Annotated in this window: 19 protein-coding genes, 2 tRNA genes and 1 pseudogene; 6 read left to right on the top strand and 16 right to left on the bottom strand. The window is 61.8% G+C overall.

What is annotated here, in order from left to right:
* Window positions 1-89: 89 nt before the first annotated feature.
* On the bottom strand, window positions 90-1,847 hold the full coding sequence (gene argS, locus NKJ93_RS00215) for an arginine--tRNA ligase (protein ID WP_352495389.1): 1,758 nt from the start codon (window positions 1,845-1,847) through the stop codon (window positions 90-92).
* Window positions 1,848-1,908: 61 nt separating this feature from the next.
* Complete coding sequence (locus NKJ93_RS00210; RefSeq protein ID WP_352495390.1) at window positions 1,909-3,123, bottom strand: deoxyguanosinetriphosphate triphosphohydrolase; 1,215 nt, start codon at window positions 3,121-3,123, stop codon at window positions 1,909-1,911.
* Window positions 3,124-3,196: 73 nt separating this feature from the next.
* Here NKJ93_RS00210 and erpA point away from each other — a divergent pair, with 73 nt between their 5' ends.
* The 4 genes from erpA to NKJ93_RS00190 all read left to right on the top strand — a co-directional run bounded on the left by erpA (window position 3,197) and on the right by NKJ93_RS00190 (window position 5,153).
* The gene (gene erpA, locus NKJ93_RS00205) at window positions 3,197-3,544 is read left to right on the top strand and encodes an iron-sulfur cluster insertion protein ErpA (RefSeq protein WP_352467016.1); all 348 of its coding nucleotides are present in this window, start codon (window positions 3,197-3,199) and stop codon (window positions 3,542-3,544) included.
* 2 nt (window positions 3,545-3,546) lie between these two features.
* Window positions 3,547-3,936 carry a VOC family protein gene (locus NKJ93_RS00200; RefSeq protein ID WP_352495391.1) on the top strand — a complete coding sequence of 130 codons (390 nt, stop codon included), beginning with the start codon at window positions 3,547-3,549 and terminating at the stop codon, window positions 3,934-3,936.
* A gap of 30 nt (window positions 3,937-3,966) precedes the next feature.
* Window positions 3,967-4,761, top strand: a complete 795-nt coding sequence (gene xth, locus NKJ93_RS00195) for an exodeoxyribonuclease III (protein ID WP_023720052.1) — start codon at window positions 3,967-3,969, stop codon at window positions 4,759-4,761.
* Window positions 4,762-4,838: 77 nt separating this feature from the next.
* Complete coding sequence (locus NKJ93_RS00190; RefSeq protein WP_023720051.1) at window positions 4,839-5,153, top strand: hypothetical protein; 315 nt, start codon at window positions 4,839-4,841, stop codon at window positions 5,151-5,153.
* 24 nt (window positions 5,154-5,177) lie between these two features.
* Here NKJ93_RS00190 and NKJ93_RS00185 read toward each other — a convergent pair whose 3' ends face one another.
* From NKJ93_RS00185 to NKJ93_RS00145, 9 genes are all read right to left on the bottom strand, one after another.
* The gene (locus NKJ93_RS00185; RefSeq protein ID WP_023678939.1) at window positions 5,178-6,014 is read right to left on the bottom strand and encodes a tetratricopeptide repeat protein; all 837 of its coding nucleotides are present in this window, start codon (window positions 6,012-6,014) and stop codon (window positions 5,178-5,180) included.
* Window positions 6,001-7,725: a dihydroxy-acid dehydratase gene (gene ilvD, locus NKJ93_RS00180; RefSeq protein ID WP_352495392.1), complete on the bottom strand. Its 1,725-nt coding sequence runs from the start codon at window positions 7,723-7,725 to the stop codon at window positions 6,001-6,003. Before ilvD ends, NKJ93_RS00185 begins: the two co-directional genes overlap by 14 nt.
* A gap of 278 nt (window positions 7,726-8,003) precedes the next feature.
* A complete protein-coding gene (locus NKJ93_RS00175; RefSeq protein WP_352586925.1) occupies window positions 8,004-9,224 on the bottom strand; it encodes an OmpP1/FadL family transporter in 1,221 nt (406 codons plus the stop codon).
* A 402-nt stretch (window positions 9,225-9,626) separates the two neighbouring features.
* On the bottom strand, window positions 9,627-12,410 hold the full coding sequence (locus NKJ93_RS00170; RefSeq protein WP_352586922.1) for a valine--tRNA ligase: 2,784 nt from the start codon (window positions 12,408-12,410) through the stop codon (window positions 9,627-9,629).
* 536 nt (window positions 12,411-12,946) lie between these two features.
* The gene (locus NKJ93_RS00165) at window positions 12,947-13,810 is read right to left on the bottom strand and encodes a DUF2497 domain-containing protein (protein WP_352495394.1); all 864 of its coding nucleotides are present in this window, start codon (window positions 13,808-13,810) and stop codon (window positions 12,947-12,949) included.
* A 198-nt stretch (window positions 13,811-14,008) separates the two neighbouring features.
* Window positions 14,009-15,400, bottom strand: coding sequence for a TolC family outer membrane protein (locus NKJ93_RS00160; protein ID WP_352495395.1), 1,392 nt, complete (start codon window positions 15,398-15,400; stop codon window positions 14,009-14,011).
* Window positions 15,401-15,586: 186 nt separating this feature from the next.
* Window positions 15,587-16,255, bottom strand: a complete 669-nt coding sequence (locus tag NKJ93_RS00155) for a protein-L-isoaspartate O-methyltransferase family protein (RefSeq protein WP_352586919.1) — start codon at window positions 16,253-16,255, stop codon at window positions 15,587-15,589.
* An 89-nt stretch (window positions 16,256-16,344) separates the two neighbouring features.
* Window positions 16,345-16,418: transfer RNA gene (locus NKJ93_RS00150), tRNA-Cys, on the bottom strand.
* Window positions 16,419-16,909: 491 nt separating this feature from the next.
* Window positions 16,910-17,170 carry a hypothetical protein gene (locus tag NKJ93_RS00145; RefSeq protein WP_352495397.1) on the bottom strand — a complete coding sequence of 87 codons (261 nt, stop codon included), beginning with the start codon at window positions 17,168-17,170 and terminating at the stop codon, window positions 16,910-16,912.
* 220 nt (window positions 17,171-17,390) lie between these two features.
* Here NKJ93_RS00145 and NKJ93_RS00140 point away from each other — a divergent pair.
* Window positions 17,391-17,465, top strand: a tRNA-Asn gene (locus NKJ93_RS00140).
* Window positions 17,466-17,799: 334 nt separating this feature from the next.
* On the top strand, window positions 17,800-18,441 hold the full coding sequence (locus tag NKJ93_RS00135; protein WP_023720043.1) for a peroxiredoxin-like family protein: 642 nt from the start codon (window positions 17,800-17,802) through the stop codon (window positions 18,439-18,441).
* A 1,651-nt stretch (window positions 18,442-20,092) separates the two neighbouring features.
* On the opposite strand, the gene NKJ93_RS00130 is transcribed toward NKJ93_RS00135, so the two are convergent.
* The 5 genes and pseudogenes from NKJ93_RS00130 to NKJ93_RS00110 all read right to left on the bottom strand — a co-directional run bounded on the left by NKJ93_RS00130 (window position 20,093) and on the right by NKJ93_RS00110 (window position 23,131).
* The gene (locus NKJ93_RS00130; protein ID WP_023720041.1) at window positions 20,093-20,383 is read right to left on the bottom strand and encodes a DUF982 domain-containing protein; all 291 of its coding nucleotides are present in this window, start codon (window positions 20,381-20,383) and stop codon (window positions 20,093-20,095) included.
* 209 nt (window positions 20,384-20,592) lie between these two features.
* Window positions 20,593-20,847: a DUF982 domain-containing protein gene (locus tag NKJ93_RS00125; protein WP_023720040.1), complete on the bottom strand. Its 255-nt coding sequence runs from the start codon at window positions 20,845-20,847 to the stop codon at window positions 20,593-20,595.
* Between the two features lie 49 nt (window positions 20,848-20,896).
* Window positions 20,897-21,028 carry a hypothetical protein gene (locus NKJ93_RS00120; RefSeq protein WP_280940424.1) on the bottom strand — a complete coding sequence of 44 codons (132 nt, stop codon included), beginning with the start codon at window positions 21,026-21,028 and terminating at the stop codon, window positions 20,897-20,899.
* 926 nt (window positions 21,029-21,954) lie between these two features.
* Window positions 21,955-22,230 (bottom strand): annotated as a pseudogene (locus NKJ93_RS00115) (AtaL-like protein); the annotation flags it as partial.
* Between the two features lie 37 nt (window positions 22,231-22,267).
* Complete coding sequence (locus NKJ93_RS00110; RefSeq protein WP_352495398.1) at window positions 22,268-23,131, bottom strand: SDR family oxidoreductase; 864 nt, start codon at window positions 23,129-23,131, stop codon at window positions 22,268-22,270.
* Window positions 23,132-23,175 lie beyond the last annotated feature (44 nt).

The raw sequence follows: 23,175 nt of genomic DNA, 5'->3' as shown, positions 1-23,175 counted from the left end.
TCGCACTCATTCGGACGCCATGGACGTCGCGTAGGGTTGGCCCTTACCAGCGCAATGTGGGCAAAAGGTGACAGGTTTTTTACTCAAACCTAACGCATTTCGGTGGGCGCATTGGCTCCGATCAGCGTCAGGCCGGACGTCAAAACGTCCGAAACAGCCTGCACCAGCCCTAGTCTGGCATGCGTCAATTGTCGGTCGTTAACCTTAACAAAACGTAAGTCAGGATTATCGGTGCCGCGGTTCCAGTGTCCGTGGAAGCTGGAAGCGAGTTCGTAGAGGTAGAATGCCAGCCGGTGGGGCTCAAGCGCGAGCGCCGCGGCTTCGATCAGCCGCGGATATTCGGCAAGCTTTCTGATCAGGCCGATCTCACCCTCGTCGGTCAGCAAAGCCACTTCGGCGGCCAGCTGGTTGCGGTCGAACATGGCCTCGCCCAATTGCTCGCTTGCCTGCCGGAACACCGAATGGCAGCGCGCCGAGGCATACTGCACGTAGAACACGGGATTGTCCTTCGACTGCTCGGTCACCTTGGCGAAGTCGAAATCGAGCGGCGCGTCGTTCTTGCGGTAGAGCATCATGAAGCGGATCGGGTCGCGGCCGACCTCCTCGACCACTTCACGCAAGGTCACGAACTCGCCCGACCGCTTCGACATGCGCACCGGCTCACCGGCGCGAAACAGCCTCACCAGCTGGCAAAGCAGCACGGTAAGCTTGACCTCGTCGCCGGCAATCGCCCGGGCAAGCGCTTCCAGCCGTTTCACATAGCCGCCATGATCGGCGCCAAGCACATAGATCAGGTCAACGAAGCCGCGATCGACCTTGTCCTTGAGGTAAGCGACATCGGCAGCGAAATAGGTGAAGGTACCGTCCGACTTGACCAGCGCCCGGTCCATGTCGTCGCCGACCGCGGTCGAGCGGAACAGCGTCTGCTCGCGGTCCTCCCACTCGTCCGGCTTCTCGCCCTTGGGCGGCGGCAGCTTGCCCTTGTAGATGTGGCCCTTCAGCGTCAGGTCGCTGATCGCCGAGCGGATCTTCTTCGCATTGTTGGCATGCAGCGTCCGCTCGGAAAAGAAGACGTCGTGATGCACGTTGAGCAGCGCCAGATCCTCGCGGATCATCGCCATCATCGCGTCGATCGTCCTGTCCTTGACGATGGCAAGTGCCTCCTCGTCCGGCATCTGCAGTAGGGAGCGGCCGAATTCGCTGGCCAACGCCTGACCAACGGGGATCAGATAGTCGCCTGGATAAAGCCCGGCCGGAATCTCGCCGATCTCATCGCCAAGCGCCTCGCGGTAGCGCAGGATGACCGAGCGTCCGAGCACGTCGATCTGCGAACCGGCATCGTTGATGACATATTCCTTGGTCACGTCGTAACCGGCGAAGGCCATCAGGTTGGCGAGCGCGTCGCCGACCACGGCACCCCGGCAATGGCCGACATGCATCGGCCCGGTCGGGTTGGCCGAGACATACTCGACATTGGTTTTCTTGCCGCCGCCGACTGTCGAGCGGCCGTAATTGCGGCCCTCGCCGAGCAGCGCCGTCAGATGTGCCTGCCAGAAGTCGTCCTTGAGCTTGAGATTGACGAAGCCCGGGCCGGCGATCTCGGCGGCCGCGATATCCTCGTCGGCGCGCAGCGCCTCGGCCAGCCTTTCGGCCAGCGCGCGCGGGTTCTGGCCGGTCGGCTTGGCCAACACCATGGCAGCGTTGGTGGCGAGATCGCCATGGCTGGCATCGCGCGGCGGCTCGACGGCGATGCGCGACAGATCCGGCGGCACGCCATCCTTGTCTTTCAAATCAAGCGCTTCGACGGCCTTTATGATTCGCGCGTTGAAATCGGCGAAGATGTTCATTGCTATGGCTCTGACGGTTTTGCAGGGATCCGGCTCGTTGGCCGGCAAAATCGCGCCCGCCCTAGCTCAAATCCGGCGTATGGTCAAACAAACGCCTGTGTTCCTTGAGTGCATAAGTGTCCGTCATGCCAGCCAGGAAATCGGCAACACTGCGCGCCTTGACGCGATCCTCCGCCCGATCGAGCCCTTCGCGCCAGCCATCCGGCATGGCGCGCGGATCGGCGAAATAGACGTCGAACAGGTCCCTGACGATCTGGTCGGCGTCGGCGCGCACCCGCATGACCTCCGCGTGCCGATAGAGATGCTTGTAGAGAAAGGCCTTCAGCTCCTTTTCCGATACGGCCGTCTCGGCGGAGAAGCTCACCATCGTCTCGCCGGCCGCCCTTACCGCCTCGGCGCTGTCGGGCTTGATGCGCGCCAGATTGGCCGTCGTCGAGACGATCACGTCCTCGACCATGATAGTGATCTGCCGGCGCATCAGCTCGTGGCCGGTGCGTACGTCATCGAGCGCCGGATAGCGCTCACGCACCCCCTTGAGGATCGACCCCGGCAGCGAGAGGTCCTCCAGCATGTCCAGCGTCAGCAGCCCTGCCCTCAGCCCGTCGTCGATGTCATGGGTGTTGTAGGCGATGTCGTCGGCAATCGCCGCGCACTGCGCCTCGATACCGGCGAAGCGGTCGAGCTCGAGGTCGTGCAGTTCGGAATAGTCGCGGATCGCCTGCGGCACCGGCCCCTTCAGCCCTTTGCCCTTGGCATCGGTCAGTGGGCCATTGTGCTTGACCAGCCCCTCCAGCGTTTCCCAGGTGAGGTTCAGCCCATCGAACTCGGCATAGCGCCGCTCCAGCCGCGTCACCACGCGCAGCGATTGCGCATTGTGGTCGAAGCCGCCCCAGGCGGCCATCTTCTCGTTCAGCGCGTCCTCGCCGGTATGGCCGAAGGGTGTGTGGCCGAAGTCGTGCACCAGGGCCACCGCCTCGGCCAGGTCCTCGTCGCCGCGCAGTGCCCGCGCCAGAGCGCGTGCAATTTGCGCCACCTCGATCGAATGCGTCAGCCTTGTGCGGTAATGGTCGCCTTCGTGTGCGACGAACACTTGCGTCTTGTGCTTCAGCCGGCGGAACGCCGTCGAATGGATGATGCGGTCGCGGTCGCGCTGGAACGGCGTGCGCGTCGGGCTTTCCACCTCGTCGAACAGCCGGCCGCGCGACTTCGCCGGGTCGCTGGCATAGGCCGCGCGCGGCCGATAGCCGAATCCGATGTCGCCCAACTCGTTGGTCATAGCGTATGCCGCAGTTGACTTGCCCCGTCGCGCTTCATACCTATCATACGAAACCGAAAGCAAGGTGACGCCCATGGGCGCTGATGCCAAGACCGCCATGAAAGTCGAGATGACCGACGCCGCCGCCAAGCGGATCGCCAAGATCGTGGCGAGCGAAGCCGGCAAGACGGCCCTGCGCGTCTCGGTCGAGGGCGGCGGCTGTTCCGGCTTCTCCTACAAGTTCGATCTGGTCGATAGGCGCAATGATGACGACGTCGCCATCGAGAAGGACGGCGCAACCGTGCTGATCGACGACCTGTCGCTGGTCTATATGGGCGGCTCGGTGATCGATTTTGTCGACGATCTGATGGGCCAGTCGTTCCAGATCAGGAACCCCAATGCGGTCGCCTCCTGCGGCTGCGGCACCAGCTTCTCGATCTAGAAATGCCCGACATCGGCGCGGTCCGTCAGATCGCGCTTTCCGCCGGACGCGATCTCGACGCAACGCTGGCCTTCTGGCGCGAGGTGCTCGGCATGAGTCTGCATGCGCGTTTCGATCCTCCAGGCATCGCCTTCATCATGGCAGGTGACGTGCGCCTGCTTTTCACCGACGGCCTGCCGGCCGGCACCGTCTATCTCGACATATCGGACCTCGAAGAGTTCCACGCTTCGGCAAGGGCCGCCGGTGTTCCCTTCACCGCGCCGCCGGCGCTCGTCCATCGCGACACCGAAGGCCTGTTCGGCCAGGCGGGGGAAAGCGAGTGGATGGCCTTCCTAAAGGACCCGGCAGGCAATACGATCGGCCTTGTCGAACGTCACCCGCCGGATCGCTAGTCTCCGGACCACCAGCCTATCGAGGACGTCATGAAAATCGTCACCTGGAACATCAACGGCGTCCGCGCCCGCATCGGCAATTTGACCCATTGGCTGACGGAAAGCGCGCCCGACATCGCCTGCCTGCAGGAGATCAAGACGGTCGACGAGCAATTTCCTCGCGCCGAGATCGAGGCGCTCGGCTACAATGTCGAGACCTACGGCCAAAAAGGCTTCAACGGCGTCGCCATCCTGTCGAAGCTGCGTTTCGACGAGGTCAATCGCGGCTTGCCGGGCGACGATGCCGACGAGCAGGCGCGTTTCATCGAAGGCGTGTTCTCGACCGACAAGGGCGCCTTGCGGGTTGCCTCTATCTATCTGCCGAACGGCAACCCAATCGACGACGAGAAGAAGTTCTCCTACAAGCTTTCCTGGATGACGCGGCTGGAGCGCTGGGCCGAGGAGCGGCTTGCACTGGAAGAGCCGCTGGTCCTGGCCGGCGACTACAATGTCATTCCTGAGCCGGCCGATGCGAAATATCCGGAAAACTGGCTAAGCGACGCGCTGTTCCAGCCCGCAACGCGGCAGGCGTTCCGGCGGCTGAAGAATCTCGGCTTCACCGAAGCCGTGCGTGCCGTCACCGACGCCCCCGACGTCTTTACGTTCTGGGACTATCAGGCCGGCGCCTGGCAGAAGAACAACGGCATCCGCATCGACCACCTGCTTCTGTCGCCCGAAGCCGCCAATTGGTTTTCCTCGGCTTCGATCGAAAAACAGGTGCGCGCCTGGGAAAAACCCTCCGACCATGTGCCGGTGGCGATCGATCTGGCGCTGCGGCCGGCCTGATCGGAGCTGCTGTCCGGCGGCACATTGAGAAGTTGACCTCTTATCGCCACAAATCGCGCGCTTGATGAGAAATCATCATGGTGGCTGGGGTTCCCATGACTATCCGACTTGCACTTTGCACGTGTGCCGCGGCGCTCGCTTTTGGCGCGATGCCGGCCGTTGCCGCTCCGCTATGCCTTGCCAATGGCAAATCGTTCCAGATCGGTCAAATGGCCTGCCTGACACTTGCCGGACAAAGCCACCTCGCCCGCTGCGAGATGGTGCTCAACAACACGTCCTGGACAAAGCAGCGGGACGGCTGCCCGGAGAACACACTGGCCCCGCATCTGCAAGGCACGCCGATATCAACACCGGCGCCCGGCGGCGTGCCGGCGAAACCGACCGAGAACTGATTTAAATCGACCAATCCCGCCGGCCTACTGGTCGCCGCCACCCTTGGTCAGGATGTCGTCGGCCAGCGAAATCGCGGTGCGACGGTCGGCTTCGCCGGCGGCGGCAAACGCTTCTTCCTGCATGCCGCGGATCCATGGCTGGTCGGCGGGTGAGGCTCGTTCGAGTGCCGCGGTCATCATCGCCAGCCCGCGGACGATCTTGCCGCTTTGGAAAAGCAGGTTGCCGAGCGTCGCCTGCGCGCCCGCATGGCCCTTTTCGGCCGCCAGCTGGAACCAGCGTCCGGCCTGCTTGACGCTGGCCTTGACGCCGCCCTCGCCCTTGAGGAACATCTGGCCCATCTCGAACTGGGCGTTCGGATTGCGGTAGTTGGCGGCGGCACGCATGTAATATTCCTGGGCCGCCACCTCGTTCTCCTCGACGGGGCTGCCGGGAATGCCTTTCCTCAGATAGTCGCCAAGCGCCACCAGCGCGTCCGAAACATAGCTTTCCTCGGGCGAACCGGGCTCGACGTCCTGGTCGACGATCTCGCTGAAGAACTTGAATGCCGCGTAGTCGTCTCGCGCCACGCCATCGCCTTCGGCATACATGCGCGCAAGCTTCCAGGTGGCGCCGATCTGGCCGTTCTCGGCGGCATATTTGTAGGCTTCCGCGGCCTGCTCCTTATGGCCGTTCTTGTAAGCGGAAAAGCCGAACTGGAACACCGCCCACGGGCTCGACTGCGGCTTCACGCCGGTCTTGTCGTCGAACACCTTGTCGTCGAAGGCCATGGCCTGGCCGACGGCGCCTAAGGTCGCGCCAAACGTGGCGAGCGCAACCAGTGCCGAAAGGACAGACGACCTCAACAACTCAGATGTCCGCATAGCAGTGTGTTTCTTTGGCACCGCCCGGATGGGTGACCGCGCCGTCGCGGGCAGATCCGACCGTCTGTGCGTATTTCCAGATCGCGCCCGACTGATAGTCGGTCGTGCGCGCCTTCCATGCTTTTGCCCTCGCCGCCAGTTCGGCTTTGGACAATGCAACCTCGATCGTGCCGTTCACCGCATCGATCGAGATCAAGTCGCCGTCTTTCAGAAGCCCGATCGGGCCACCGACGGCCGCTTCCGGCCCGACATGGCCGATGCAGAAACCGCGCGTCGCGCCAGAAAAACGCCCGTCGGTGATGAGCGCCACCTTGCCGCCCATGCCCTGGCCGTAGAGAGCCGCCGTCGTCGACAGCATTTCGCGCATGCCCGGGCCGCCGCGCGGACCCTCGTAACGGATGACGAGAACCTCGCCTTCGCTATAGTTACGGCGCGTAACCGCCTCGAAACATTCCTCTTCCGAATCGAAGCAGCGCGCCGGACCCGAGAATTTGAGTTCCGCCATGCCTGCGACCTTCACGATCGCGCCTTCGGGGGCAAGGTTACCCTTCAAGCCCACGACCCCGCCGGTCTGGGTAATCGGCTTGTTGGCGGGACGGACCACATCCTGGCTGTCATTCCAGGAAACATGTTCCATATTTTCGGCCAAAGTGCGGCCGGTCACCGTCAGGCAATCGCCATGAAGATAGCCATGGTCGAGCAGCGTCTTCATCAAGAGCGGAATGCCGCCGGCCTCGAACATGTCCTTGGCGACGTATTTGCCGCCCGGCTTGAGGTCGGCGATGTAGGGTGTCTTTTCGAATATCCTGGCCACGTCGAAAAGGTCGAACTTTATCCCGGCTTCGTGCGCGATCGCCGGCAGATGCAGCGCCGCGTTGGTCGAGCCGCCGGTGGCCGAGACCACGGTCGCGGCATTTTCCAACGCTTTCATAGTAACGATGCCGCGAGGGCGGATGTTCCTTGCGATCAACTCCATGATCTTTTCGCCGGAAGCGAAATTGAAGCGGTCGCGCATCTCGTAGGGTGCCGGCGCGCCGCAGGAATAGGGCAGCGCCAGGCCGATCGCCTCAGCGACGGTGGCCATGGTGTTGGCGGTGAACTGGGCGCCGCAGGAGCCGGCCGACGGACACGCGGCTTGCTCGATTTCTAGCAGTTCGGCGTCGCCGATGGTGCCGACCGAATGCTGGCCGACCGCCTCGAATACGTCCTGCACGGTGATCTGCCGGCCACGGTAGCTGCCGGGCAGGATCGAGCCGCCATAGATGAAGATCGACGGCACGTTGAGGCGCACCATAGCCATCATCATGCCGGGCAGCGACTTGTCGCAACCGGCCAGGCCGACCAGCGCATCGTAGCAATGGCCGCGCATGGTAAGCTCGACTGAATCGGCGATGACCTCGCGTGACACCAGCGACGACTTCATGCCCTGGTGGCCCATGGCGATGCCGTCGGTGACGGTGATGGTGCAGAATTCGCGCGGCGTGCCTTTGGCGGCCGCCACGCCCTTCTTGACCACTTGCGCCTGGCGCATCAGTGAGATGTTGCAAGGTGCGGCCTCGTTCCAGCAGCTGGCGACACCAACCAGCGGCTGCGCGATCTCGGCCGCCGACAGCCCCATCGCATAGAGGTAGGAGCGATGCGGCGCCCGCTCGGGACCAACGGTCACGTGACGGCTTGGCAGCTTGGCCTTGGAGATCGCTCTGGCGTCCATACTCGTCCTTGCCGCGGGCGGTGCGGCCTGTCTCTTCGCCTAGCCTTTTGGCGCGTGTCCCGAGACAAGTTCGAGGTGCGCCGGGTTTATGGCGGGAAATGGGCAATGTTCCCAGGCGGCCGGGTGGCGCGAGGGTTGTTCAGAAACTGTTGCCGAAACGTCACAATTATCGGAGCGAACATCATGGGGGCAATTGTTGCGCTGGCCGAATGACGGATGACGCACCGAACGAAACGACCGGGCAGTGCCCGGCCGTTTTGTCGTTTAAAAATTTGTAGTTAGAACTTGATCTTGACGGAAGCCGAACCGGCGAGAAGCAGGTCGTTGCCGTAGGTATAGGTGACGGCATTTGCCACGTCGCCGACACCGCTGAAAGTCGATGACCCGCTCGTCAGCACACCGATCGAGCCGCCGAGCCTGACCTCGACCTGGTCGTTCGGCGAATAGGAGACGCCGCTGGCCACGGCCCAGGTATCCGACTGATAGCCGGAGGTCGTCGAGGTGCCGCGATCCCAGGTCAGCGAAACCACGCCCGACAATTGGTCGGTGAACTTGTGACCGATACCGCCCGTGATCGTCCAGCCGTCGCGATAAAGCAGGTCGAATGAAACGGGCGAGGGAGCACCGGTTACCGGACTGCGCACGCCATTGATGGCAATGACGCCAAGCTTGCTCCACTCCTGCCAGCGGATGGAACCAAAGGCCAGCCAGCCAGGAGCTATACCGCTCTGCAGCTTGAATTCCAGAGCCTGAGGTATCTCGGCCGACGCCGAGACTGGGTACACGCCGGTAGAGCCAGGAACCAGATCCGCTGGAAAGGCGCCCCTGAAGCCGGTCGTGTCGACCGTTCCCGACAGCCCGTCATATCTATAGCTGGAAGAGTACATCAGGCTGGCGCGCAGAGCGATCTCGGGGATCTCATAGGCTGCGCCCGCACGCCAACCCCATGCCTCGTCGGACAGCTTGAAGACGCCGAGGCCGGTATTGCCGAAGGCGAGCAGTGTCTGGCGGGACAGAAACGCGTCGACCTGCTGGTAGGAGACACCGCCAATGAATCGTATGGCGCCCTTGCCGACGTTCACCTTGTAAGAGCAGGTGAGACCGAAATCGTCTGTGTCGACGGAGTATTTGACCGCTGTCGGCGAATAGGCGTTGTTCATGCCGAAATTTGCGTCCGCACCATACGGTCTGGTATAGGTGGCAAGACAGTCTACGGGCTCAAAGATGTTGGCCTTGATGCCGACATGCGGCACCGCATAGTCGCCACCAACATCCACCGCCGACGTCGACAGCCCCGAGCCGTCCAGACGCTGCACATTTTTGAGCGTGCGTTGGGGCGAAACATAGGTGACGCCTGCATCGAACGAATATGGCGCCGCGTCGAACAGCTGGTCGATGTTGACGCCGCCCCGGTCAAAGCCTCCGGAGTGCGCCGTCCCGACCAAAGCCAGCGAAAAGGCCGCTGCGCCCAGCAGCGCTTTCAGACGCGAATAACACATGAATCTCCTCCCCGAATGTCATTCCATCAAGCTAGAACCAATTCAGGTTAATGGCGCAACAACGAATTCGCCGTGCGTACATGTACACCCTGGCCGAACGCATTTCCGACAAGGTGTCGGCCTTCTCGACAAGGCGGGAAAATGGCTGGCTCGGTACAAATCAATGAGAAAAATCGGGAAAATCGCCTAAATCACGACAAAACTGGGCATTTCGCGTGCGCAGCCACCCATTGTTACATTATGGCAACAATGGGGCAAAAACATTCAGTTTGCCTCAAGATTTACGCTGCGGAATGCCTGTTTTCGTGGCAGGAAGCCCATCTGGAAAGCAGATTCGTGACCCGGCGAATCTGCTCGATCAGCCGGCCCAATTTGCTCTATCAGCCGGCCCAATTTGTTCGATCAGCCGGCATCGCGCACCCGCGTCAATGCCACCGAAAGCTTCTCTTGCGCCTCGCGATATTCGGCGAGTTTTTCGCGCTCGGCCTCCACCACCTCGTCCGGTGCGTTGGCGACGAATTTCTCGTTGGACAGCTTCTTGTAAAGCCGCGCAATTTCCTCGGTCACCTTGGCAAGTTCCTTCTGCAGGCGCGCTGCCTCGGCTGTAACGTCGATCAGGCTGCCGAGCGGCAGGCAGATGGTCGCCTCGTTGACGACGATCTGGGCGGAGCCCTTGGGCGCCGCATCGACCAGCGAGATGTCGCCGACCCGCGCCAGCCGCTTGATGGCCGATGCCTGGCGCTCAAGCCTTTGGTGGGTCGTTTCATTGGCACCGATCACCATCAGGGGCGCGATCGCTGCCGGCGGCACGTTCATTTCCGAACGCACCGAGCGGATGCCGGAGACGAGATCGACCAGCCAGTTGATATCGGCGGCGGCCTCCTCGTCCTCGAAGTCGGGCGACGGCCAAGCCGCATGACAAAGCAGCGACGGCCGTTGCCTGCCTTCGCCGGCGGTTTCGGCCCACAGTTCCTCGGTCATGAACGGCATCATCGGATGCAGCAGCTTGTAGATCTCGTCCAGCACGAAGGCGACGCATGCCCTGCTCTCGGCCTTGGCGGCCTCGTCGGTGCCCATGAACACCGGCTTCAGCAGTTCCAGGTACCAGTCGCAGAACTGGTTCCAGACGAACCGGTAGGCAGCACCCGCCGCCTCGTTGAAGCGGTACGAGGTGATGCCGTCGGTTATGTCGCGCGCGGCTCGCGTCAGCTCCGTCAGGATCCAGCGGTTGACCGCCAGCTTGGCGTCCTGCAGCCAGAAATCGTCGTCGCGCGCCACTTCGTTCATCTCGGCGAAGCGCGTCGCGTTCCACAGCTTGGTGCCGAAATTGCGATAGCCGGCAATGCGGGCCGGATCGAGCTTAACGTCGCGCCCTTGCGCTGCCATCACCGTCAAGGTGAAGCGCAGCGCATCGGCGCCATATTCGTCGATGAGGTCGAGCGGATCGATGACGTTGCCTTTCGACTTCGACATCTTCTGTCCATTCTTGTCGCGAACCAGCGCATGCACATAAACGGTATGAAACGGCTCCTGGTCCATGAAATGCAGGCCCATCATCATCATGCGGGCGACCCAGAAGAAGATGATGTCGAAACCGGTGACCAGCACGTCGGTCGGGTAATAGGTCTCCAGCTCCGGCGTCTGGTCCGGCCAGCCGAGCGTCGAGAACGGCCACAGCGCCGACGAGAACCATGTGTCGAGCACGTCCTCGTCGCGGGTCAGGATCTCGCCAGGCTGGAAATTCTCGAGTTTGTCCTCGACCCAGGCCTTCCACGGCCCTTCCAGCGCCAGATAATATTCGACGGCGGCACCGAGCGCTTCTTCCTCGGTCTTTTCGACAAAGACATGCCCGTCCGGCCCGTACCAGGCAGGGATCTGGTGGCCCCACCAGAGCTGGCGCGAAATGCACCAGGGCTGGATGTTCTCCATCCAGTCGAAATAGGTCTTTTCCCAGTTTTTGGGCACGAAATTGGTACGGCTCTCGCGCACCGAGGCGATCGCCGGCTTGGCCAGTTCCGCCGCATTGACATACCACTGGTCGGTCAGAAACGGCTCGATCGGCACGCCGCCGCGGTCGCCGTGCGGCACCGCATGGCGATGCGGCTCGACCTTTTCGAGAAAGCCGCCCGCCTCCATCAGCTCGACGATCTTCTTGCGCGCATCGAAACGGTCCAGGCCATCGAGGCCGTCCCAGACGGCCTGGCGCTCCGGCGTCACTTCCAGTCCGGCCAGAAAGTCCTCATTGTCCTTGAGGCTCACCGCCGCATTGACGGTGAGGATGTTGACCGCCGGCAGCCGGTGGCGCTTGCCGACCTCGAAATCGTTGAAGTCATGCGCCGGTGTGATCTTGACCGCACCGCTGCCTTTTTCGGGATCGGAATACTCGTCCGCCACCACCGGGATCTTGCGGCCGACGATCGGCAGGATCAGGTTCTTGCCGACGAGATGCCGGAAACGCTCGTCGTCGGGGTGGACTGCGACAGCCGTATCGCCCAGCATCGTCTCGGGGCGGGTCGTCGCAACGGTGATGAAGGTCTTCGGATTTTCCGGATCGAAGGTCATGCCTTCGATCGGATAGCGGAAGTGCCAGAGGTTGCCGTTGACCTCCTGCTGCTCGACCTCGAGATCCGAGATGGCGGTCAACAGCTTCGGGTCCCAGTTCACAAGGCGCTTGTCCTTGTAGATCAGCCCTTCCTTGTAGAGCGTCACGAACACTTCGAGCACTGCCTTCGACAGGCCCTCGTCCATGGTGAAGCGCTCGCGGCTCCAGTCGGCCGAGGCCCCGAGCCGCTTCAGCTGGTTGAGGATGGCGCCACCGGACTCGGCCTTCCACTCCCACACCTTGTCGATGAACTCATCGCGCGTCAGGTCGCGGCGATGGATCTGCTTTTCCATCAGCTGGCGCTCGACCACCATCTGCGTGGCGATGCCGGCATGATCCATGCCCGGCTGCCACAAGACGTTCTTGCCGCGCATGCGCTCGAAGCGCACCAGAATGTCCTGTAGCGTGTTGTTGAGCGCATGGCCCATATGCAGCGAGCCGGTGACGTTCGGCGGCGGGATGACGATGGTGAAGGCTTCAGCCCCCTCCTCGGCGCCGGCACCGGCCCGAAACGCGTCGGCCTCTTCCCATATCCTGGCAATCTTCGGCTCGACGGCTTTGGCGTCGTAGGTCTTTTCGAGCATGGGAAAACGGTCCGCGCTGTCCGGAATTTGTGGTCCGGTGTAAATCGGAAGGTTGTTGCCAAGTCAACCGCAAGGGCGGCATGGCCAAATAGATAGCGCTGGGATGGTTAGGTGCAACTCGCGGAAGTGATCGTTGCAAGGCAATCGCTTCAGGTTGCACTGCCCCTCATTGCCCTGCCTTGCAGCATTGGTGGTTGGCGAAAGCCAAAGCGTCATCCGATCTCCCTTCTTGCGGGGGAGATGTCCGGCAGGACAGAGGGGGGTGGGAAGGATCGCCACCTTCGACGTCTGTCTTCCCCAATCTCGGAAATTCAATTGCCTGCAGGCGTAGCTGCGATCGTTGAGAGGCCGGAGGGACAGCACCCCCCTCTGCCCTGCCGGGCATCTCCCCCGCAACGGGGAAGATTGGATGCTTCGCCGATGGCGCCTGTCGGCAGGGCGGATGAGGGGCAGCGGCGATTTCGACACCGGAGGGGTGGCGTCCAAACTCAATAAAGACGCCGCCTGGAGACAGCCTTTGGTCCTGGTTTCTGAACTTACTGCGCGCCGCGCGCGACGCGCTCGATTTCCTCGCGCACCAGCCGCTCGACCAGCGTCGGCAGGTTGTTGTCCAGCCAGTCCTGCAGCATCGGCCGCAGCATCTCCTCGGCCATCTCGTCGAAGGTCTTCTTGCTGCGGCTGGCAAATGCGTCTGAAAGCTCGCCGAAGGCGGCGGCAACCTGCCGCCCCGTATGTTCCGAAAGGATCGCCGGCCGAGAGTACGGCGCCTCGCTGGCCGCCGAACTCGCCAATCCCATTTTCGAAGGTCCCGGGCCGATTTTCGAAGGTTCCAGGCCGCTTTCCGAAGACTGCGGCCCATTTTCAGAAGGCTCCGGCGCAGGTCCAGCAGTCGCCTCGTCTTCGAAAACCTCGGCTTTTGGCCCGGCGTCCGGCGTCCGGGGTGGCTCGGCCCGGTCCGGCTTGGCCATCGCGTCGCCGACCGCTGCGATCTCGCGCCGCCAATCGGCAATGATGGTGTCCGTCGTCTCGGCAGCCTTGGCCGTCGCAGGCCGATCCGGCTTTGCGGGCGGTTCGGGAGCGGTGTTCACCTCAGCCAGAGTGACCGGCGCTTTTGCCGGGCCGGGACGCACTTCCGTATACGCATTGACGGGCGCGGATGATGGCTGCACCTCGGCCCGCGTGGCCGGCTTGGCGATCTCCAGTCCGCCGCGCAGTTCGGAACGGAACGCATCGCCCTCCGCTGCCCGTCCGGCTGCCGGCGCCGGTTGCAGATCCTGGCGCAGCTCGTCCGCGTCGCCCGGCTGCTTGCGGCCGGTATCGCTGTCCTCGATGATCCTTCTGATGGAAGCCAGTATCTCTTCCATGGAAGGTTCGCGCTGTACGCTGCTTGCCGTCGCCATCGTCACATCCGCCGCCCTTGTGACTCGTTCTCAGATTTCCTGTCCGGCAATGCCGGATTCGAATCATGGCGACAGCGTAACCGACGGAACGCCCTGCGAGAATCCCCAATCTGGCGACATCTCGGATTTCAACAGATTAGGGTCGGGAGTGGAAGCCCGCGCGTCGTTCGAGCGCGGGCTGAAACCACGGCCTGGCGATCAGCGGCCGTCCGGCGTGCGCAGGCCGATCCACTTGTCTTTGACGGCGTTGTAATGCTCTTCCGGCCTGTACTTCGTCACATTGAGCGCAAGGCGGTCTGCCGACAAATGGCCAACCGCCGAGAGGATGGCATAGCTTGCCACCACCACGTCGCGTTCGGCACTGGCAAGATTGATCTTGGCGGTGATGACGGTCGCCTGCGCATTGAGAACGTCGAGCGTGGTACGCTGGCCGACATTGCGCTCCTCGATGACGCCGTTCAAGGCAAGCTGCGCGGCGGCGACCACCTGCCGGTTGGCCGTGACGCTTTGCTGCGCGGCGGTATATTGCGTCCATGCCGATGTCACGGCCTGGCGCACGGTGTCGCGGCTGACATCGACCTCGATACGGGCCTGGCTAAGTGATTCCTTTGATTGGCGAACCAATGCCGAGGTGCGGCCGCCGGAATAGATCGGTATCGTCAATGTCGCGCCGATGTTCGCCGAATTGGTTACGCCATCCTGTGTCGAGGCGAGCGAGCCGGGCGCGGTGCCGCGATAGGCGCTCGAAACACCCGCCGACGCCGAGAGCTGAGGCAGCAGCGCGCCTTCTGCCGACTTCACCGAAAACCCCGCCGCGTCGACCAGGTGCTCGGTGGCGAGGATGGCCGGATGTTCGGCCGATGCGATGGCAATCGCTGCATCGAGACTCGACGGCAACAGCTTCGACAGCGGCGAAGCCGGCCTGAGCCTGCCCGGCTCGTCGCCGACGATCTGGCGATAGGTCGCAGCACTTGCCAGCGCTGTCGCGCGGGCGGCGCTCAACTGCGCCACCGCGGAGGCGCGCGAAGCATCGGCTTGCGCGACGTCGGTGCGCGTGCCTTCGCCGACCTCGAAGCGCGAACGCGCCGCACGCGCCTGCTCGGTCAGGAATTGCAGATTCTGTTCGGTCAGCACCGCGATCTGGCGGTCGCGGATGACGTCCATATAGGCACTTGCCGCGTTGAAAAGGATGTTCTCTTCGGTGTTGCGCAGGCTCTCGACCGAGGCGCTGACCCGCGATTCCGCGGCCGCCACATTGTTCCTGGTCTGAAAACCGTCAAACAGCGTCTGATTGATCTCGACGCCGAAGTTGCCGGTGGTCAACGAGATGTTTTGGTGCAACCGGTTGCTGTGGCTGGCGGTATAATCGATGCTTGCGGAGCCGGTGATGGTCGGGCGCCAGCCCGACTTGGCGATGGCGACGCCCTCGTCGGTGACACGAACGCCGGCGCGTGAAGAATTGAGCGAGGAATTGTTTTGGTAGGCCTTTGAAAGGGCCCCGATGATCGTTTCGGCCGAGGCGGCCATTGGAGAAAGCGCGGTCGCCGAAACGAGGACAGCGGTAAAAAGCAACTTGCGTACAGACGGCACGTTATATTCCCTCATTCGTTTTGCACGGGAACTGCGCCACGCTGGCTTCTCCTCTGATCAGCCGGCGCCGCGTTTTTTATCGTTCCCCCGCTGAAAGCCCCCAAGAAACACCCGGTTATGCAGATCAGCAACGATTGTTCAAACGCAAGCGATCATGACAGCGCCTTCGCTGCAAGGCAAAATCACTCAGAATTCGAAGGCGGGAATGCGTTCAAATCCAGGTAGTGGCTTAATTGCCGCATTAAATGCGCGTCTTCCCGTTACAACCCCTCCAGTCTTAAAAAAAAGCCGGGCTACGCCCGAATTGCCCTGCCCCTCCACGGCGACGAGTCGGCCGCCTTCGGCAAGTTGGTCGAACATCCCCGCCGGCACCTCCCCGACGCAGCCGCCGAACAGGATCACGTCGTAAGGCGCCTTGGCAGCATGGCCTTGCCGCAGCGGCCCCTGGACCACCGTGACATTGCCGCAACCCAGCGCGGCAAGCGTCGAAGTGGCGGTTTCCGCCAGCGCCGGATCGCTTTCCAGCGCGACCACGGACCTTGCCAGCCGCGACAGGATCGCCGCCGCATAGCCGGTGCCGCAGCCGACATCGAGTGCCGAAGCGCTTGGGCCGATATCGGCCAGCTGCATCAGCTTGGCCAATGGCGACGGTTCCATCAGATAGCGCGGGCCATCGGCCGTATCGGCAATACGGATGTCCTCATCGATATAGGCGAGATCGCGCTGGCCGGCGCCGACAAAGGCCTCGCGCGGCACGATAAGCATCGCCTCGAGCAACGGCGCGCTGGTCACGTCGGTGGTGCGGATCTGGCCGTCGACCATCTTCACCCGGCGTTCGGCAAAATCAGCGCTCATGTTCCAACCATCCGCTTGCCGCGCGAAGGCCGCGGCTGTTTCGACCGGAACTGAAGCCCCCTGGCGCTGACGCGCGGGGGCTCGGGCATTGGAGGCCTCGCCCGGAATCGAACCGGGGTGCAAGGATTTGCAGTCCTCTGCGTAACCACTCCGCCACGAGGCCTCATTGCTCCCGGCGTTCCACCCGGCTCCAATAGGTTGCGGCGAAAATGCCGTCAAGCGGCCACCATGCATTCCCAACGGTTCTTCCGACATCGAGGCGCTGCTTATCAACGCAATACCATACTAGCAACAACATATTAGCTTATCGTTAAGCACGATTCTCGGCGAGAGGAACCCGATACCGGCGGCCACGTTGGGCAGATAGGAGGGTCCGCCATGCGTCGAGCAGCTACGGAAGATGGCACTCCGCGCGGATTGTCGCAGTCTGCAGAGCTTGTGCGCTATGCCATCGACCGCCTCAGCATAGAAGGCGCAAACAGCCTGCCGCCGCGCGACCGTGCGCGGCTCGCATCGGCTACCGCCGTCCTCAAGGAGCTTTGCGAACGCCTGGAAAGCTGCTTCGACCAACCTCGGTAATGCAGAAGCTAATGCATAGGCGGAGCACGCCGTCCTCCGGCATTTTCCGGCTAGCGGCCCGTCAGCAGGGCAATCTCAGTCCGGCCGCCGCCGCCGCTCCCACCAGACGACGAAACGGCGCCGGTGACGGCGCACCAATGCGAATTCGTAGGAGAGCACCAGCAATCCGATCGGCACCATCCAGAACCCAAGGATCGGCAGGAAGCCGAGAATGCCGCCGATGATCAGCACGACGCCGATCGCAATCCTGAGGCCGCGCGAGCGCGGCATGGTGAACTGGCGGCCGAAGACCGAGATTTTCCGGGCCGGTGGGTGTTCGTCGCTCATTGCCGTCATGTGAAATGTCGATCCGTTTGCATCAGTAGCACCATCAGCCGGAGAAAGCCGCAACGGCCTTTTCCGTTCCCTGACAGGCGAGAGACAGCTCATATGAGGGCGCTCGCCGGCCATTGCCAGAAAGCCCTACGCCAAAAAGCACCGAAAAAATGCGAAATGCTTCTTTGCAAAGCCGAAACGGGTTTGCTATAGGCTGCCCCACTCACATGAGAGCCTCTGTTCCCCGGTAGCTCAGTGGTAGAGCAACCGGCTGTTAACCGGTTGGTCGCTGGTTCGAATCCGGCCCGGGGAGCCATCGCCTTTTCTACGCCAAGTCGCGATTTTGCACGCCGGCGTGCGATTTTTCCCTACGCTTCGATCTCGTGTCAGAGCATCGAGGACAGATGAAATCAAGCGCAGAATAGCGGCCTGGCCCGCCCCCGCCTATTCTTCGCAAGCCGATCGCAGGACTGGCGACGCAGATGCTTTTTCGTGTTATGATGGGCTTGCAACGCGCGTAATCTCGACCTCGGCAATATGGCAGAGGTCGAAAGCTATTGCCTTGGCACAGGAAGCTTTCGCCCCCAGCACTTGATCGCCTCCGCTGGGTGTGCTGCTTTCCCTGACTGATCGCGGCGAGGAGGTTGTCCATGTCTACGAGTAGTGTTGACCGCCCGCTGCAGCCGGGCGACAGCGCACCGAATGTTGTGCTCAATGCGATCTCACGCGAAGGCAAGATCGCGCTCGATGATTTTCGAGGCCGTAGCCCGTTGTTGATCGGTTTGTTCCGAGGCCTGCACTGTCCGTTCTGCCGGCGCCATGTCGCGGCGATGGCGCAACTTAAGCCGGCCCTGCGGGAGAAAGGCGTCGAATGCCTGGCTGTGGTCAATACGCCGGTCGAGCGGGCGCGGCTCTATTTCCGTTACCACCCGGCACCCGATCTTCTCGCCGCATCCGACCCGGAGCGAGCCTCGCACCGTGCTTTCGGCTTGCGCGAGGTCGGGATGGACACGGTCATGGCGATACCGTTCCATCTTCCGGGCGAGTTGCCCGAGCCTATGGACGTCATGGCAATGAATGAATTTCTTAACAAGAAGGAAGGTTATGAGATTACGGAAGTCGATCAGCAGGCGATGGCTTCCAGCCAGGCGCAGCTTGTCGGTCAGTTCCTAATCGACCGGGCGGGCATCGTACGCTGGAACTTCACTGAAGTTCTGGAGGATGGCCTCAACACCTTCAGAGCGCCGAATCCCGAGGAATTGATGTCGGCAGCTTCCCAAGTTGCACATTAAGAGGCTGCGGAAATGGGCTGCTAAAAACTCGCTCGACGGCCACCGTCCTGTGGTGATTCTTTGGATTTAACAATCGTCGAAATGCTCAGCGCCGGAGGCTAAGGTCTGCCCGTGGGCTTCGTAGCGATTTTTCGATTCAACGGTCTGCGGACCGCCCCGACGCTAGAGTGAGCAAGCCGCATAGGCGGGGCAACGTCCGCTCCTTGCCGCAATCACGTTGTTCCGACAGGCGCGCATAAGGTAATTATGCCGCCTCCCCGTCTGCTGCTCACTAGACTCCATAGCGAACCTTGATTAGCGGCCCCTCCCTCGCACATCCGGGTTAGATAACAGGGGGAACGCCGATGTCTGTGAGATCGTGTGTGCGCACAACGCCCTCCTTCGCGAGTGCGACTGCCCGTTGCCTCAAAGATGGTTTTGGCCCACCGGTTGATCGGAGGCGCTCGGCGCGCTCCCGGTCACGCTCGCGAGTCTTGATGGCGGGCTGCGGCGCAGTTTTGAGAGGAATCGGCAGCTCATAGTTCGCGGTTTCGTCCGGCCCGGGGAGCCAGTATTTTCAAGGCTCCGGCGTTTTCATTGTTTTGGCTGACACCACGGTTTTGACAACGCCAAGACCATGGTCACTGCGTCTGGGATTCCCTATCGTGGAAGAATGTGATTGCTGAGCGACGATTCCGCTCGCCACTCCACGAACTGTGTCAGTCGTCACCACTGCTGAGGGCCGGCTATGTAATGGGTAAGCGCCGCCGACTGCATTCCCTTCCCTCCTCGTTGACGAAAAGTGTTCGTTCGAATGATGCTTTTCCGTTGCCCTAAGCGCAAGGTTTTGACCAGCCAGCACAGGGCCTCCTCTTAAGCTCGCTGGTCGTCAAGGCCCAGCGGCCTCTAGCTGCCGTCCCCCCCGCAACCAAGCCGCTGGGCCGCCTCGCCAACGGCGAAGCTTGCAGGCCGATGTATATTAGCAACATCTTGACTAGGCGCCGTCCGCTCCAGACTCAAGCGTCTGGCGCGGGGCACTGGTTGCGATCACGGCCACGATACGTAGGCGGGTCACTGAGGACCGGGCAAGCGTCTCGATTCCGAGCTACGGCTTCCCGCATTCCATCGTGGACAGCACGTCCAAGATCAAGAGAGGTCAGCAGATCGAGCTTGCCAGCGAGATCACACGCATAGAGGAGGAAGGCGGCACTCACAATCGACATGGGACCGCTGTCAAGCCTGACGCCGAGGGGTATTAACCGACGTTCCTTTTAAATTTGAAATGCCTTACCCGAGGCCCGCCCTGGAACGGTAGGTCAGGGCGCTGATCTTCCTCGTCCGGCTCAGCCTGCATCGCGGGCCTTCATGAAAAGCTCCAGCAAGTCGGCGCCAATGCCGAGGGTTGCCATGAGGCTGAACTTAGAGCGGCTAGGGAGTTTCGTCGTCTCTGGCCTTACCAATCGCCTCAAGTAATGAAGCTAGGGTTGGGGTCAGCTCTGTTTCGACTGGCCCAAACAGCTTGTGTACATGACGACGATTGTCTTCGGTTCCGATCAACTCCCGAACGGCGTCTGCAAGGGACTTATGCCCAGCTTTGTCGCGCTTTGTCATGTCGACCGAGCTTCCCCGCCTGTCGCGCAACTCGGAGATCAGGGAATGGTTGCATTAGGGATCAGGAATGTTTGGGTACTGGGCTCGGGTAACTGGCACATTCGGCCCTAATCAGACGAGCGCAGCACCCCTCCTCCTCGGCAGCAGCCAAGAATGCCTTTCGTGCCTCCTCAGGTTCCATCTCGTCGGAAATGCAGGCGATGCAGACGCGCACCGCTTGGTTCCATTTGGGGCCACGCTTGGTCCACTTCATCAGCTCCTGTCCGGCTGCCTCGACGTTGTTCACGTTCCGGGTCATACCGGCACGGTCAGTCGTCACAGGAACCGGAGGGGAGAACCAATGGGTTGCCATAAGGGGAACTTAGAGCGGCACAAGCCTGCCGACCAACCCAGGTTGTAGGGAACGATGTAGGCCCTCGCGGGGTTAGAACTTGCAGCGGTCGAGTCTTCGTGGATGCAGCCGCTGAGGGGGGTCCGTCGCCTGTCCCTCACCGGCGGCGGGCTCCTTTCTGGAAGGCGGTGTTGGTCAGAGACACATAGAACCTTATACCGCAAAACAATTTAGCTATTTGTCGTTGGGGGAATTAACGTCCCCTCCTCCATCGCGGCAGCCAGGAATGCTTTGCGGGCCTCCTCGGGTTCCATCTCGTCGAATATCACGGCCATGCAAACGCGCACCGCGAGGTCCCAGCAAGGGCCACGCTTGGTCCACTTCATCAGCTCCTCGCCGGCTGTCTCGGCGTTGTTGACGTTGCGAATGATCCCGGTACGCTGTGTCTTGACGGGGACCGGAGGGTTGAACCAGTGGGGGGCCATACGTCACTCTTTGTCGGCCCTATCAAGTTCCTCCAGCAAATACCTTTGCTCAGCCGGCAGTTCCCCTTTCTACAGGCAGATTTAGCAGGTTGCGAAGGTAATTGCGGATTACCTCTGAAGTGATCCACCGCCGCACAACTTCGGCAATAACCTTCTGTTTGGCTTTATCGATTTCAGCCATGTTCGGGCCTGCATGCTTAAAAGGACCGAACTGCACCGCGAGCGGATTTGTTCCTGCTAGTTACGAAGATCAAGCAGGACGGCGCGCCCCCTCTCGCGGGGCCACAATGAGCAAAATTCCTGGAATGCTGGGGGGGAACGTTAGGCGGATTAGTGAGGCGCGTGGCTGAGAGCTACTCCCGGCCGTCGAAACACACGAACAGGCCAGTGGCGGAAGCTACCTCAAGGATAGCCTCAGTTAGCTCTTCGTCAGATGCCCGCAGATTAGGCGCAGTCACGCGGACTCGTTCTATTGCAGCCTTGATCGAGACAATGTCTCCGCGAGCCGCCCCGTTCAGGAGTGCAGCAATAGCCTGACGTATTGGACTGACAATTTGAACGACACTCATCCGACCATCCCCGAGGGGCACGCCGAAGAGACGACAGTACTCTCTCCCTGACCGACATCAACAGGATGTAAGAACCGTACAATGCTCGGGCCGTAACCGTCAGGAATGTTTGGTAGAAATTTCTGAGCGGGGGATCGGATAACCCGCTCGCGCGAAAGACCCCCATGCCCCCTTCCGCAGCGTCGACCTTCCGTTCCCGCAACGAACACCCTACTTTCGACTTTGGCGGGATGGACCAGGCCCATGCGAGGCTCGTCGCTACTCGGCTCGCCGTCAGACCAAACAGTGCCCCTCCATTCAATCTTGCGGTTCTTGTCAAGCACAACGAACGTTGACGTTAGACAATGCTTCGGCCACCACCTTGTCAGGCACAACGCTTGAACTGGACAAAGCCGTGAAGCAGTACGTCATCTACACCCGCGTTTTGACGGACTGGCTTTGCGTTTCGTCCGTGCTTATGAAGCAGCTCGCTCACCAGCTGGTTGCAATTGCCGTTGGCGCAACTGATGTGAATGACCCGACCACTAGCTATGAAGGCGATTTCCGCGCCTTCGCGCGCACCGGTCGCCTGGAAGAAGGTGACCTTGCTTCCTGCTCAAGCGTCACGATCTCGCGCAGATCAGTACCGGCGATCATAGCTTCGCGCACGAAGTGGGTCGCGCTCTCCTCCACGACGTCGCAACGGGTGCAGAGGCCTGCCGGCAGGAACAGGCGGGCGTCGCGCGCCTTGAGTTCCAGGCCCTGCCATATCTGCGCGGGTCAGCCTGGTCTCGCCTCCGGGATTCACCGGAACGGTAGCGGTCGAGTAAATCATGATGTGTCTCCCCGACAAAGGTCATCGGTAATGGGGCTCAGCCGGCAATTGCGGCCGCATAGTCGCGATAGGAGCGCAACGGCCGGCCCAGCAGCGCGGTCAGCCGATCGACATCGCCGGCATCGGGGACCATGCCGTCCGTGAGGAAGCGCTCCGCCATCAGGCGCATGTCGAGGGCCATCCAGCTCGGCATGAACTGCCGCAGGTTCTGCTCGAACCCGGCGGTGTCGTCGCCCGGATACGTGATCTGGCGTCCGAGGACGTCCGTCCAGATGGCCGCGACATCCGCGCCGGTCAGCGTGTCGGGGCCGACCAGGTTGATGCGGTCGAACGGGAGCGGCGCGGCGGCCTGCTCGCGGCGGATGAGTTCGATCGCGGCGATCTCGCCGATGTCCCGCGCGTCGATCATGGCGACGCCCTTGGCTCCTATCGGCATAGGATAGATGCCGTAGCCGGTCACCACGTCCTTGATTGTGATGTCGTTGTTCATGAAGTAGGCGGGCCGCAGGATGGTGGCGTTGAGCCCCATCTGCTCGATCATCCGCTCGACGCCGAACTTGCCCGCAAAATGCGGCACGTTGACGTAGAGGTCGCTGTGGATCACCGACAGGTAGACGATCCGCTCGATGCCGGCCTCGCGGGCAACGGCCAGCGCTACCAGCGCCTGGGTGTATTCGTCGGCCACCACCGCGTTCAGCAGGAAAAGGGTGGAGACGCCGGAGAAGGCCTTGCGTAGGGAATCGACATCGAGCAGGTCGCCCTGCACGACATCTACGCCAGCGGCGAAATTGGCCTTGGAGGGATCGCGAACCAAAGCGCGCACATGGGCGCCACGCTTCACGAGCTGTTCGACTACGTTGCGGCCGACATTGCCGGTCGCGCCGGTAACGAGAATGGTCATGGGGTTACTCCTGAGTTGAGCCGGATGGCTGCTCAGAAATTAGT

Source organism: Mesorhizobium sp. M0028, from assembly GCF_040323855.1.
Lineage (GTDB): Bacteria > Pseudomonadota > Alphaproteobacteria > Rhizobiales > Rhizobiaceae > Mesorhizobium.
The sequence above is the reverse complement of the archived record's forward strand: the minus strand, read 5'-3'. Positions and strand labels throughout refer to the sequence as shown.